Raw genomic sequence first — 12,153 nt, 5'->3', positions numbered from 1 at the left:
CTCCGGTACCAAGAACGGAGGGGGCTCTATTAGAAGAATCAATTTTAATCATCTTAAAATAGTTTTCCATGCCTGTATAAAAGTAAAGTCATTCTTTGTACAGCAAGCATATAACAGGCAAAACGCATTGTATTTTGCTCTGAGGTGAAATATGTGTCATACACTTTTTTGAAGGTTTGTTTCATTTGTCCGGCCATCTCTGCCAGTATCTCTTCCTTCGTAAACACTTCTGTAATTTGGCTTTGCTTCCATTCAAGGTAAGACACAAGAACCCCGCCCGCATTAGCCAGGATATCCGGGATAATTATGACTCCTTTATCCTGAAGAAAATAATCAGCTTCCGCTGTTACTGGAGCATTTGCCCCTTCGACGAGTACATCCGCTTTCACTTTCTTCATATTTTCCTTTGTAATCTGATTGCCTATCGCCGCAAAAACTAATACATTTGTTTCATATTGTAAAATGTCTTCTGGAGGATGAATAGCGGCTTCAACTTTTAAGTCTTTCAATTCTTTTTCTTTTTGAGGAAGCTCTTTGTGCTTTTTTACATATTCAATGAGCTTATCAATATTTAGGCCGTGTTTGTTTTCCAGCATGACATGCTGATCAGAGACAGCAGTTACAATATGCTTCATATCTCTTTGATTATATGCTTCTAATGCTGCCACCCCGCCTACATTTCCAAAGCCTTGTACACTTACTTCAATGGGATCCGCATTCTTGTGTTTTTCATATAACTTCTGCAATGTCTTCCACTGAGCACCTCTCGTTAATACTTCCCCTTTTTCCTGTCGATTATCTTCGGCCGGATACCATTCATCCAGCAAGTAATAATAGCTCAGAAAAGTCCCCACACCTGTTGACTCTCTCCTGCCTTCTGCTCCTCCGTTTTCCTTGCTTTTTCCAGTGAAAGAACCAAGGTAGGACTTTCCAGGGTTAATCGTTTTGTATTCCCCTACCATCCAATCTATGATACGTGCATCTGTTCCTAGGTCAGGAGCCGGTACATCATGGGTTGGACCTAAATCAGGTGAAAACCTTTGAACATACTTTTTACTGATTAAATTGAGTTCCCTGTCCGTGAAGTCTTTAGGGTTAATGTGAACTCCGCCCTTCGCCCCTCCAAAAGGGAGCTCGTGAAGCGCATTTTTAATACTCATTAATATTGCCAGATTCTCCACTTCTTCTTCACTAACATCTTCACTAAATCTAATCCCGCCCTTATAGACACCACTGATGTTATTATGTTGAATTCTATATGCTGGAATTCTTTTAATACCATTTCGTTCAGTGGATACTCGGATATAGCTTTTAATAATCTTATCAGTTGTTTTTAGAATTTCCTCTGAGGATTGAAGGATTTTTGTCCGTTCTTTTTGTTCATCAGGCAGGAACGTGTTGTCTTTAACCAGCTCTTGAAAAACTTCTGCTATCAATTGTTTTGTATGCTTACTGCCCATAGTAGCCTCCTTTATCAGTTCCATAGTCTTTTTATTATAGGATCTATTCTGCCTGTTCCCTGCTTCCTTAACGTTTAGGCATATTATTTAGTAAATCCTGCTTTTTAATTGAATTTAATGCCTTGCTTTTCTACGGCTATGCTATCGTTTCTTCACGTTTTACAAATGAAAAGACTAATTATCTTTTGTTGTTTGATTTCCTTTAAAAGGTGATCGGTATCACCTGAAGGTGCTGGCGCGCCATCCATTCATTCTTCACTTTTGTTCGCATTTACGAGGTCTTCTATGTCATTGCCTGTCCTCAGCTTCCTTTGGAGCTTCCTTTGGAGCTTCCTTTGGAGCTTCCTTTGGAGCTTCCCTGCTGTTTTCCCTTTGCTTCGGGTGATTCTCCAGCACGTCAATCAACTGACTAAAAAAAATCAGCATTCCCCTTAGGCAAAAAAAAAGCACCTATCGGCGCCCGGGTACTGTTACGGAATATTCCTAAAATTAAATCACCCTTTTTTCTCTTCCTGCCTCTTTTTTTCTTCACCTTACAAAAACCTTGTCATTAAGCAGTTTATCAGACTTTTTAGTCTATTTAGTTTTCACTGTTTTTTTCAAATCCTTTGCATTCGTCACTATTTGGAAGCATTCTGTAAGTGGGGCGTTCGTTAGTGGAGACTATCCTTATTAAGAACTATTAACTGGAATTAATCAGTAAAAAGCACATTTGATCTTTATACAGGCGCACCGTATGATAATCTTATGATCATCTGGTAACAACTTCAGGAGAGCAGAAATTTATTTAAAATGTGGTTTAAGTTTGGAAATGGGGAGGAATAGGTTATTAAGACCCTTACTAAAAAAAATGAAGGTGATGTAAGCATGAACCCTGACACTACGGCAACAAAGGCGCAATCAGTCGACACTTTAACGTTCGAGAAGCCAGCAGTTGAAGATGGCGCAGCTATGTATGAGCTAGTAAAAAACTCAACCTTGGATTTGAATTCATCTTACAAATATATAATGATGTGCGAGTTTTTTGCGGAGACATGTATTGTAGTTAAAGAAGATGAGAAAGTCGTCGGATTTGTCACTGCGTTCATTCCGCCGGAAAAACAGGACACTGTTTTCGTGTGGCAAATTGGAGTGGATCCATCCCAACGCGGGAAAGGTCTTGCTTCCAGAATATTAAACAACCTAATGGAAAGAGAAGCTTGTAAAGATGTACATTATTTGGAGGCTACAGTTACCCCTTCAAATGAAGCATCCCAGGCACTATTCCGCAAACTTGCACGTTCACATGATACTGAGTGCACTGTGTCTGAGTGTTTTGCTGAAGATCTCTTCCCTGGTGAAGGGCATGAAGCTGAACTTACTTTCCGAATTGGACCATTTAAAAAATAATAATTTAAAAGCGTAGTTTATTAATTTTAAAATTAAAAAGGATTGTTACTTAAGGAGGAGCTATTTAAAGCATGCAAAACGACTTAAAGGTATTTGACCAACATGAATCAGAAGTTCGGAGTTATGTCCGGGGCTTCCCTACCGTTTTTCATAAAGCAAAAGGCCATAAGATCTGGGATCTCGATGGTAAGGAATATATCGACTTCTTTGCAGGCGCCGGTGCTTTGAACTATGGTCACAATGATGAAAAAATGAAGCAAAAGCTTATTGATTATATAACTGAAGATGGGATTACCCACTCTCTAGATAAAGCAACTAAAGCTAAAGGCGAATTTCTTGAAAAGTTTCATGAAGTTATTTTAAAACCACGAAACCTTGACTACAAAGTGATGTTCCCAGGACCGACTGGAACAAACACAGTAGAAAGTGCCCTGAAACTTGCCCGTAAAGTAACTGGAAGAACAAACGTTGTAAGCTTTACAAATGGCTTTCATGGTATGACAATTGGTGCTCTAGCCGTAACGGGGAACGCATTTAAACGTAAAGGGGCCGGTATGCCACTGACAAATACCGTTACTATGCCATTTGATAACTTCCTTGATAAAGATACTTCAAGTGACCTTGAATACATTGAGCGTTTCCTTGACAATAACGGAAGCGGAGTCGATACTCCAGCTGCCTTTATTCTTGAAACAGTTCAAGGTGAGGGCGGATTGAATGCTGCCCGTATGGAATGGCTAAAAGGCATTGAAAAAATCTGTCGTGACCGTGGAATCCTGCTTATCGTTGATGACGTTCAAGCTGGTGTGGGTCGTACTGGCACATTCTTTAGCTTTGAACCGGCTGGTATTAAACCAGATATCGTTTGTCTTTCTAAATCAATTGGCGGATACGGTTCTCCATTAGCACTTACATTGATCGCTCCTAAGTACGACACCTTTGCTCCTGGGGAACATAATGGTACATTCCGTGGAAATAACCATGCATTTATCACTGCTACTGAAGCATTAAATTATTGGACAGACGACGCTCTTGAGAAGAGTGTACAAGAAAAATCTAAAAAAATCACTAGTTTTCTTGAAGATTTATTAAAAAAGTTTCCTGAACTTAAAGGAAGCCTGCGAGGCCGCGGCTTCATGCAAGGTATTTCTTCAGAAGTCGAAGGCTTAGCTGATGAAATTGCCGGAAAATGTTTTGAAAATGGCTTAATTATGGAAACAGCAGGTCCAGACGATGAAGTATTTAAGCTCTTCCCTCCTATTACTATTGATGACGAGGGATTAGAGAAAGGACTTTCCATTATTGAGAAATCAGTAACACAAGTTCTTGAAGCAAAAGAATTAGTTACTTCCTAAATAATATCCTTTGGGGTGTCCCAAACTAATGGTGACCGACACCAATTGGGACACCTCTTTTCTTTATAAAATACTACAACATACTGATATGGAGGATTACTACTATGAAAGTTGTGAAACTTGAAGACATCATTGGGACAGAACAAGAGGTTGATAACGGGAACTGGGTTAGCCGCCGCCTTGTTTTAAAGAAAGACAATATGGGTTATTCTGTGCATGATACAATTATTCGTGCTGGTACAGAAACTCATATCCACTATAAAAATCACCTTGAAACTGTTTATTGTATTGAAGGAAAAGGTGAAGTGGAAACATTAGCTGATAATAAGATCTGGCCAATAGAAGCAGGCAGTGTATATGTTCTTGACAAGCACGATGAGCACCTTCTTCGTGCCGAGCAGGACATGAGAATGGTTTGCGTGTTCAATCCACCAATCAGCGGCAGAGAAGTACACGACGAAAATGGTGTATACCCTGCTGATATTGATACTGTAGATTACGCAGATTAATAAACCAAATAAAAAAGCTTTCACATTTATAAAATGTGGAAGCTTTTTTATGCGAAACTCTATACAGTGATCTTCCTATAGAATAATATAGATAATAAAGTTTCAATGATATAAAAAAGGAGAACACTTACTATGGAAATTATAGGTGCTTTCAGTGCTGTCTTTCTAGTATTCTTGTTTTTTACTGTCGGCGTTTTTTTACTTAATATTTTAACAAGCGTATGGGCATATCGTGATGCTGTCCGGAAAGGAAACAGCAAGGAATATGCTTTGCTTGTTCTAATAGGAACGCTTTTCTTCCCTGTCATTGGCCTTCTCGTTTATCTGCTTATACGAAATGCATAATGCCGTCCTACTCAGACCTGAAAATTTCATGTTCCCAGAAATAATCAGCTATGTCCTCGAAATCTTCTACTTCAAATTCTTCCCAGTTTACTGAAGCTGCTGTTTCTTCATCCATGATAATGTGATAGACCTGCTCGAAATCTTCTTCAACAGCATCTTCTTCTATGGGAAAATACCAATGCATGTTTACTTCTCTGATTTCATCACCTTTTAAAAGTTCATTGAATAATTTAGCTGAATCAGTAAGAATACCTGTTTGGATTAAATTTGTAGTAATGTTATCACTTGCATTTAAGCTTGTCTCCAAGGTGCCGTCTTCTATACAGAGCTCTCTTATCACTTCATCATAAAAAGAGCTTCTTTCCCCTGCCACAGTATGGATGATCCATTCAGCCTCTTCCTCTGCTGTCGCAAATGTTGGACGATCCGCTGTTTCTAAATCACTCCCTGCCGGCTCTCCTACTGCTAGAAAAAACAGGAATGAGCAAACAGTAACTATTATGGCTGCTCCTGTAACTTTAGCCTGTTTGTAGCCGTTTTCTTTCTGCTGTCGCCATGTGATCAGGAGTAAAAAAGTCGAAATAACTGACAACACACCAGCTACAAAAAATATGGATAGGGCGATCATAGCCATAACTGTCCGCTCCTCCTTTCTGTATAAGTTTCTCTTCACCATATTACAGTTTACACTATTTCTTTTCTAAACCATAGTGTTTGCTTAGTGACGGCTTTTTTACGTTTTTCAGGCAAATAAAAACCGCTGCAGAAAGACAGCGGTTTGTGATATTTAAATGGATTCTAATACTTTTTGGACCGATACATAATCGTAACCGAGATCTCTTGCTACAGCTTCATAGGTAACTTTCCCCCCCGCAGCGTTTAACCCCTTTTGTAATGCCATGTTTTCGCTAAGGGCTGTTTTCACACCCTTATTTGCAATTTGCAGAGCAAATGGGATCGTCACATTTGTTAAAGCAATCGTTGATGTCCGAGGGACTGCGCCTGGCATGTTCGCAACTGCATAGTGAACGACATCATGCTTAATATACGTCGGCTGGTCGTGAGTGGTAATCCTATCAGCCGTAGCAATAATACCGCCTTGGTCAACCGCTACATCAACTACTACCGAACCAGGTGACATCCCTTCGATCATTTCTTCTGTGACAAGCTTAGGAGCTCTTGCGCCCGGTATAAGAACAGCCCCTATCACAAGGTCTGACTCTTTTACGGCTTCAGATATATTCATCGGGTTTGACATGAGAGTATTTATCTCACTCCCAAAGATATCATCTAACTGTCTTAGCCTGTCTGGGCTTAAATCAATAATAGTGACATCTGCGCCGAGTCCAATAGCTATTTTTGCAGCATTGGTCCCAACTACGCCGCCTCCTATAATTGTTACTTTTCCGCGCTTAACCCCTGGAACCCCTGAGAGGAGAATTCCTTTCCCTTCCTTCGGTTTTTCAAGGAACTGTGCACCAATCTGAGAAGCCATTCTGCCTGCTACCTCGCTCATTGGTGTCAACAAAGGAAGAGCCCCATTAACTTCTACTGTTTCATACGCAAGCGCTGTTACACCTTTCTCAGTCAAAGCCTTAGCCAGCTCAGGCTCGGCAGCCAAATGAAGATACGTAAATAAAATTAACCCTTCCCGAAAGTATTCATATTCACTTTCCAGTGGCTCTTTTACTTTCATTACCATTTCAGCCGAGTTCCACACTTCTTTCGCACTAGGAAAAATTTTGGCCCCGGCTTCTCTATAGGCTTCATCTTCAAATCCGCTTCCTACTCCAGCATTACTTTCCACAATCACTTCATGTCCTGCTTTTGTTAAGGAAAGGACGCCAGCTGGAGTGATGGCTACACGATTCTCATTATTTTTCACTTCTGTCGGGATTCCAATTTTCATGTTTTTTCCCTCCTGCGCTCTTTTATAAGGTATTTTCATTATAAATCAGCAATCATAATGAAAGCTTCGTGGAAGAAAAACAAATGACCAGCAGTGATTTGTGGAATTTCACAAGTTATGCTTTGCGTCCAGTTTCTCAAGTTTGATTTCCAGATATAAAGAAAGCTTATAATGAGGATTTTTCACATCAATTTGGGCTATCTCACAAATTCGTTTCACCCTATAGTTTAAGGTATTCACGTGAACATGAAGGTCCTTGGCTGCCTCATTTATATTTCCATCTCTATTTAAATACTTTTCTAACGTATCGTAGAGTTCAGTATTGTTTTTAGAATCATATTCCCTCAGTTTTCTTAAACCGGGATGCGTATGGTTTTCATCTATTCTTTGTTCTAAAAGACCATTTAAATACCTAAATACCCCTAAATCGTGGTAAAAAACTATATCATTAGTTTCTTCTGGAAATTGCTGTTTTATACTTAATGCGGAAAGAGCTTCCTGATAGGCAAAAGCGGTTTTCGTCAAGTCTCCTTCTTGTATGGAACTACAGGCAGCTCTCACGTTCTCTATCCTAAATCGTTCTTTGAGCTGCTCTAAAAATAGTAAGGCAAAGTTATTTATTGAAGAGAGGGAATTGCTTTCCTCAGAAGTCGATGCCAAAAGAAGGAGCAAGCGGTCATCTAGTGTGTGGAGCAGTACCTTTACTTGCTGCTGAGTATTTATTAAATACGTAATTTTTTTATGTATAGAGTCATCCAGCTTTCCTTGTATTTGAAAAGCCATCACCGAAAAACATGGAGGTATACTGGGGGTTATGCTGCTGAGCCTGTCAACTGCTTCATCATGAGAATGAATATTTCCAGTAAGGAGTTCCCAAAAGAGTTCTTGGTAATCCTTTTCCCGTTTTACTTTTTGCCTGCTCACATGAAGTAGGAGTTTCTTAGCTTTTTCAGCGGCCAAAGTAATCAAGTTACGATCGACCTGATTCACCTTGTGTGCTGCTTCCACAATCCAAATGTATCCAAGGACTTCTGACCCTTTGCGTATGGCCACAGCTACTCTGTCTCCCAATCCAATATCGTCGATTTCAGGTATTATAACCGGCTCATCCTGCTTATTTAACGCAGGGATGACTCCATCTTTCCAAAGTCTGTTAATCACTTTCTCCGGAACTCTTCTGCCAATGATGGTAGCTACACGTGCAGCGTCTGTTTTATTATCATGGGAGCTGTACGCAAGCAGACGATGATTTGCATCCTCTATTGTTACCGGACAGTGAATAATCTCACTCAAAAAATCAGCAAACTGTTCTAAGTTATCAAACTTTCTTTGAAAAGGGTTCGCTTTATTTAATGAATTCATCCCTATCGCCCCTTCCTTTTACACATTCTACCAATGTAGCGGCCACCTGCTTTTTAATATATTTTATCATTGTTATTATATTGCCTGTACCTTCACTCTGCTTCCCCCTAACAAAAAAGCAGCAGGGTTTATTTATCAACTGCTGCCAAGTTTATCGTGTACTAAAAAATGTAATATAGGGACTGCACATTTGCTTTAACTCTTCTTTCATCTTCAAGGCAAAGGATATTATTACACAGGTAGCGGGGCCTGCTGACGAAAACTGGTCAAATGGGCTGTCAGAAACTGATAAAGGCTTCAAAGAGTTCATTTGACATAAGATGTCTAGTTCAAATTGAATTCCCTTTGAACCTACAGGTATTATTTCATAAACCCCAGGGTGGTCGACTAGAGAACGAAAAAGAGAAAGAGGAAGAACTTTATCCTTTTGCGCTAACACGCTGTCCCCCCATAGTGGTGTACCTACGACGGCAAAGCCGGCATTTTTGGGAGTTTTTTCTGTCTTCTTTGCTTCAGGTGAAACGGTACCGATTGCGGTAACGCCAAAGGCAGACTGAACCATATTCATGTTGCTCTCAGTACTTCCTGTTAGAGGAAGGTGAGGATACCCTGCCTCAGTCAAAACTTCTTGTACGCCCTTTACCAGCCTCGGCCATTCCTCTTGCCCGCAAAAATTCTGAAGAGAGATCCCTGTTAGAGAAGCTCCGACACTTAACGCTTCCATAACTGCTACTCTGGCGCTGTACTTCCCTACGAGTTCATAAGACGCCTCTACCTCATCAGATGCTTTCTCACCAACTCCTCCGCTGCAATCAGCTGCTATGACCAGTTCTTTGTCCTCGCTTAAAGGGTAATAAGCCACATCTCTCATTTAGAACCCCTCTGCTTTTTCACAAAGCTTACGACTGCCTCTACCTGGGCTGTTTGAGGAAACATATCAACCGGCTGTACATATTCAATGTCATAGCCGTTTCTCAAAAGAAAGGATGAATCCTTGGCCAAAGTAGAAGGGTTGCAGGAAACATATACGAATCTGCTGGGAGAGGTTTTCTTTATTGTATGAAGGAGAGCCTGATCACATCCGCTTCTCGGCGGGTCCACTATGATCACATCCGGTCCCCATCCCTCTTTTACCCACCGGGGAAGAACTTCTTCTGCTTTTCCTGTTTCAAAACTTGCATGACTGTATCCATGATCAGCTGCATTTTGGTTTGCATCCTCTACACTTGCCTTGATTGTATCCATGCCTCGAACCTCTTTGGCATGATCAGCCATCCAAAGTCCAATCGTTCCTGTCCCGCAATAAGCATCTACTACTTTTTCTTTCCCTGTTAAATGTGCTGCCTTTTTTGCTTCATCATAAAGAACAGCTGCCTGAATAGGATTAAGCTGAAAAAAAGCTTGCGGTGATAAATGAAACGACTTTCCTTGAAGCTCTTCAAGCAGTGTTTCTTTCCCCCATAAGTGGATAGTTTTTTTTCCAAAAACGGCTGAAGAAGAGGTTGGCTGGATATTTTGGTATACAGAATTCACTTCTGGGAGCCTTCTATTTATCTCATTTATTATAATTTTTTCTCTAGGAAGCTCAGCCTTTGCTGTAATAAGCGTTACTTGCACCTCACCGCTTGAAAAACCTGTGCGAACAACGATAGTACGTACCACGCCGGTTTTCTTTTTCTCATTGTAAATTGGTATGTTAAAGTCTCTGAAGATACGTGTTATTTCAATGCTGACTTTATTTAACACAGGATGCTGTACCATGCATCCAGGCTTTGTTAAATCGATCAAACGATGGGAATCCATAGCGTATAGTCCTGCAATAACCTCGCCCTTTTCAGTGCCCAGCTGCCATTGGCTTTTATTTCGGTAATGCCAGGGGTCATCCATGCCCAACGTATCTTTCACCTTGATGTCCAGTCCTTTATTATATTTTTCGAATGCTTGAACAACAAGGTCCTTCTTCTCTGTTAACTGCCTTTCATAGGTAAGGTGCTGTACTTGGCATCCCCCACATTTTTCGAAAACAGGACAGGGTGCGTCCGTTCGGTGTGGAGAGGGCTTGCGGATTGAACGGACAACCGCTTCTGCGTGATTACGGTGTACTTTTTTCACTTCGCATACTACCTCTTCACCAGGCAGTGCTCCTTCAACAAATACTACTTGTCTTTTAAAAAAACCGACACCCTCTCCGTTTATCCCTAACCGTTTTATAGTAAGTGGAAAACGCTGGCCTTTTTTAATGCTGATTTGAGAGGCTGATTTTTGTTTATTCATTGATTTTCACTCTACTTTCATTTTCAATGCTTAACCACAGGTATAATGCCGCGTAGCTTTTATATGGAGACCATGCTGTACTCCATTCAATCACTTCTTCTTTGGATGGCTTTTTAGGAAGCTCCAGCAATTTTTTTATCGCATTTTGAATTCCGATGTCTGCAGCAGGGAGATGGTCCGCTCTGCCTAAACCGAAAAGGAGAAAGCACTCAGCTGTCCAGGTCCCTACTCCCCGAATGGCGGTTAATATACTAATGATCTCGTTATCTTCTTTTGCGCGCAAACCTTCTAAGTCAAGCTTTCCATCCGCTATTAACCGTGAGGTATCAATTACATACTCTGCTTTTCTTCTGCTAAACTGGAGGCATGTTAAGTCCTCTGTTTCTAGTTCTGCAATCATCTCCGGAGAAGGATAAAACCAGGCCCCATTCACTTTCTCACCGAACTGGAAAACAAATCGGGATGAAAGCTGATAGGCAAATGTCATATTTAATTGCTGGTGAATAATGGTTTTCATTAAACAGCCATATAAATCAAAATCACACACAAGTGGGACACCTTTGAAGCGATCTATAATTGGAGCAAGCGTTGTTGATTTCAGAAAAGCTGATATTTCCCCAGCATCCCTATGCCATAAAAATATATCGTTAAGATATGGCAGCGCAACTTCTTTTTCTATCTGGCTCCCTTTAACAGCAACTTTGTGATCGCTGACAAATTGAACGAGAAGACTCTCTTTAGCATGATTTTTTTCTATGGGGACCCTTACTGTTCTTTTGTCTTCATCAACTGAATGGACAGGATCTATGTGCAGCCGTTTAAGCATTACAGGTACACTAATAGGAGCAGGAAGCATGATTTCTTCTTTCCACATGGTTTCTCCTCTCTTTCCAGAAAAGGGAATTCTATAACAACTTATCTTACCATGTTTTCTTCCACTTCCTAAACTTTCTAGAACAGTTACGGCTTGTCCTTTGCTAAAATGGATGTGACTAAACAAAAAGCAGCTATGGCTTTTTTTGTTTTATTTATTCAGCTCTGGCAATACTCTTACAGCACAGCTGGCCCTTTGAAGGTGAAACGAATGCCGGCTGCATGTGAAGATAAATAAAAAAAATTAACAGAGCTGCCAATTTAAAAGGGGGATCATTGATTTGTCAATTGCCACGGATGTTGCTTCCATACATATTATGGCGGCTGTGTACAAAAAAGACAAACCGGCCGAAATCTTTAAAGAAACCGTTGAACGTCTCGTAGAACATGTGCCTTACATTGACTGGTGCGGGGTTTATGTAGGAGAGAACGAACAATGGCGGCTGATGGCCAGTGCTTCAGAGGAAAATAATAACAGCTGGGAGCATAACGGACAGCTCAGCTTTTCGCTTAAAGATCTGAACGGAAAAGAAGTAGGTATACTTGTAGTAAAAAGCAAAGAACCAATCGCCTTTGATGTGACTGACGTTTCTACCCTGGAGACGGTGGCGGACGCTTTAAGCCAGCAAATCACTATGAATTAACAGAGGAGCTCATTCTGGTTATCCAATAACCAG

14 protein-coding genes are annotated in these 12,153 nt (G+C 40.6%); 6 read left to right on the top strand and 8 right to left on the bottom strand.

Annotated features, from left to right (window positions below; genetic code table 11):
* Positions 1-53 precede the first annotated feature (53 nt).
* On the bottom strand, positions 54-1,460 hold the full coding sequence (locus CEF17_RS01670; RefSeq protein WP_100398032.1) for a Glu/Leu/Phe/Val family dehydrogenase: 1,407 nt from the start codon (positions 1,458-1,460) through the stop codon (positions 54-56).
* Between the two features lie 288 nt (positions 1,461-1,748).
* Positions 1,749-1,886, bottom strand: a complete 138-nt coding sequence (locus CEF17_RS19795; protein WP_157842891.1) for a hypothetical protein — start codon at positions 1,884-1,886, stop codon at positions 1,749-1,751.
* A gap of 441 nt (positions 1,887-2,327) precedes the next feature.
* Here CEF17_RS19795 and ectA point away from each other — a divergent pair, with 441 nt between their 5' ends.
* The 4 genes from ectA to CEF17_RS01650 all read left to right on the top strand — a co-directional run bounded on the left by ectA (position 2,328) and on the right by CEF17_RS01650 (position 5,058).
* Positions 2,328-2,849, top strand: a complete 522-nt coding sequence (gene ectA / locus CEF17_RS01665) for a diaminobutyrate acetyltransferase (RefSeq protein WP_100398031.1) — start codon at positions 2,328-2,330, stop codon at positions 2,847-2,849.
* Between the two features lie 71 nt (positions 2,850-2,920).
* Complete coding sequence (gene ectB / locus CEF17_RS01660; protein ID WP_100398030.1) at positions 2,921-4,204, top strand: diaminobutyrate--2-oxoglutarate transaminase; 1,284 nt, start codon at positions 2,921-2,923, stop codon at positions 4,202-4,204.
* A gap of 104 nt (positions 4,205-4,308) precedes the next feature.
* Positions 4,309-4,713 (top strand): ectoine synthase, encoded by a 405-nt coding sequence (locus tag CEF17_RS01655; protein ID WP_054636774.1) that lies wholly within the window; start codon positions 4,309-4,311, stop codon positions 4,711-4,713.
* 132 nt (positions 4,714-4,845) lie between these two features.
* Positions 4,846-5,058, top strand: coding sequence for a PLDc N-terminal domain-containing protein (locus CEF17_RS01650; RefSeq protein WP_054636773.1), 213 nt, complete (start codon positions 4,846-4,848; stop codon positions 5,056-5,058).
* 7 nt (positions 5,059-5,065) lie between these two features.
* Here the strand turns inward: CEF17_RS01650 and CEF17_RS01645 are convergent, their stop codons facing one another.
* The 6 genes from CEF17_RS01645 to CEF17_RS01620 form a co-directional block, all read right to left on the bottom strand.
* On the bottom strand, positions 5,066-5,692 hold the full coding sequence (locus CEF17_RS01645; RefSeq protein ID WP_100398029.1) for a hypothetical protein: 627 nt from the start codon (positions 5,690-5,692) through the stop codon (positions 5,066-5,068).
* A 153-nt stretch (positions 5,693-5,845) separates the two neighbouring features.
* Positions 5,846-6,967: an alanine dehydrogenase gene (gene ald, locus CEF17_RS01640; protein ID WP_100398028.1), complete on the bottom strand. Its 1,122-nt coding sequence runs from the start codon at positions 6,965-6,967 to the stop codon at positions 5,846-5,848.
* 108 nt (positions 6,968-7,075) lie between these two features.
* The gene (locus CEF17_RS01635; RefSeq protein WP_100398027.1) at positions 7,076-8,329 is read right to left on the bottom strand and encodes a PucR family transcriptional regulator; all 1,254 of its coding nucleotides are present in this window, start codon (positions 8,327-8,329) and stop codon (positions 7,076-7,078) included.
* A 151-nt stretch (positions 8,330-8,480) separates the two neighbouring features.
* A complete protein-coding gene (locus CEF17_RS01630) occupies positions 8,481-9,200 on the bottom strand; it encodes an ATPase (protein ID WP_100398026.1) in 720 nt (239 codons plus the stop codon).
* Positions 9,197-10,603, bottom strand: coding sequence for a 23S rRNA (uracil(1939)-C(5))-methyltransferase RlmD (rlmD, locus tag CEF17_RS01625; protein ID WP_100398025.1), 1,407 nt, complete (start codon positions 10,601-10,603; stop codon positions 9,197-9,199). The genes CEF17_RS01630 and rlmD overlap by 4 nt, the downstream gene beginning before the upstream one ends.
* Complete coding sequence (locus tag CEF17_RS01620) at positions 10,596-11,477, bottom strand: DNA-3-methyladenine glycosylase family protein (RefSeq protein WP_100398024.1); 882 nt, start codon at positions 11,475-11,477, stop codon at positions 10,596-10,598. Before CEF17_RS01620 ends, rlmD begins: the two co-directional genes overlap by 8 nt.
* Positions 11,478-11,585: 108 nt before the next feature.
* Between CEF17_RS01620 and CEF17_RS20800 the strand changes: the two genes are divergently transcribed.
* Both CEF17_RS20800 and CEF17_RS01615 read left to right on the top strand, forming a co-directional pair.
* Positions 11,586-11,714 carry a hypothetical protein gene (locus CEF17_RS20800; protein ID WP_269799434.1) on the top strand — a complete coding sequence of 43 codons (129 nt, stop codon included), beginning with the start codon at positions 11,586-11,588 and terminating at the stop codon, positions 11,712-11,714.
* Positions 11,715-11,757: 43 nt separating this feature from the next.
* A complete protein-coding gene (locus CEF17_RS01615) occupies positions 11,758-12,120 on the top strand; it encodes a GAF domain-containing protein (RefSeq protein WP_054636768.1) in 363 nt (120 codons plus the stop codon).
* Positions 12,121-12,153: the final 33 nt, after the last annotated feature.

The organism is Bacillus sp. FJAT-44742, assembly GCF_002797315.1.
GTDB lineage: Bacteria > Bacillota > Bacilli > Bacillales > Marinococcaceae > Thalassorhabdus > Thalassorhabdus alkalitolerans.
Note: the sequence above shows the minus strand (reverse complement) of the source record. Positions and strands in the feature narration are given on the sequence as shown.

Excerpts from the sequence above, each read along its gene's own strand:
- CEF17_RS01670 (WP_100398032.1), bottom strand. The coding sequence starts at position 1,460 with ATGGGCAGTAAGCATACAAAACAATTGATAGCAGAAGTTTTTCAAGAG.
- CEF17_RS19795 (WP_157842891.1), bottom strand. The coding sequence starts at position 1,886 with ATGCTGATTTTTTTTAGTCAGTTGATTGACGTGCTGGAGAATCACCCG.
- ectA (WP_100398031.1), top strand. The coding sequence starts at position 2,328 with ATGAACCCTGACACTACGGCAACAAAGGCGCAATCAGTCGACACTTTA.
- ectB (WP_100398030.1), top strand. The coding sequence starts at position 2,921 with ATGCAAAACGACTTAAAGGTATTTGACCAACATGAATCAGAAGTTCGG.
- CEF17_RS01655 (WP_054636774.1), top strand. The coding sequence starts at position 4,309 with ATGAAAGTTGTGAAACTTGAAGACATCATTGGGACAGAACAAGAGGTT.
- CEF17_RS01650 (WP_054636773.1), top strand. The coding sequence starts at position 4,846 with ATGGAAATTATAGGTGCTTTCAGTGCTGTCTTTCTAGTATTCTTGTTT.
- CEF17_RS01645 (WP_100398029.1), bottom strand. The coding sequence starts at position 5,692 with ATGGCTATGATCGCCCTATCCATATTTTTTGTAGCTGGTGTGTTGTCA.
- ald (WP_100398028.1), bottom strand. The coding sequence starts at position 6,967 with ATGAAAATTGGAATCCCGACAGAAGTGAAAAATAATGAGAATCGTGTA.
- CEF17_RS01635 (WP_100398027.1), bottom strand. The coding sequence starts at position 8,329 with ATGAATTCATTAAATAAAGCGAACCCTTTTCAAAGAAAGTTTGATAAC.
- CEF17_RS01630 (WP_100398026.1), bottom strand. The coding sequence starts at position 9,200 with ATGAGAGATGTGGCTTATTACCCTTTAAGCGAGGACAAAGAACTGGTC.
- rlmD (WP_100398025.1), bottom strand. The coding sequence starts at position 10,603 with ATGAATAAACAAAAATCAGCCTCTCAAATCAGCATTAAAAAAGGCCAG.
- CEF17_RS01620 (WP_100398024.1), bottom strand. The coding sequence starts at position 11,477 with ATGTGGAAAGAAGAAATCATGCTTCCTGCTCCTATTAGTGTACCTGTA.
- CEF17_RS20800 (WP_269799434.1), top strand. The coding sequence starts at position 11,586 with ATGGATGTGACTAAACAAAAAGCAGCTATGGCTTTTTTTGTTTTATTT.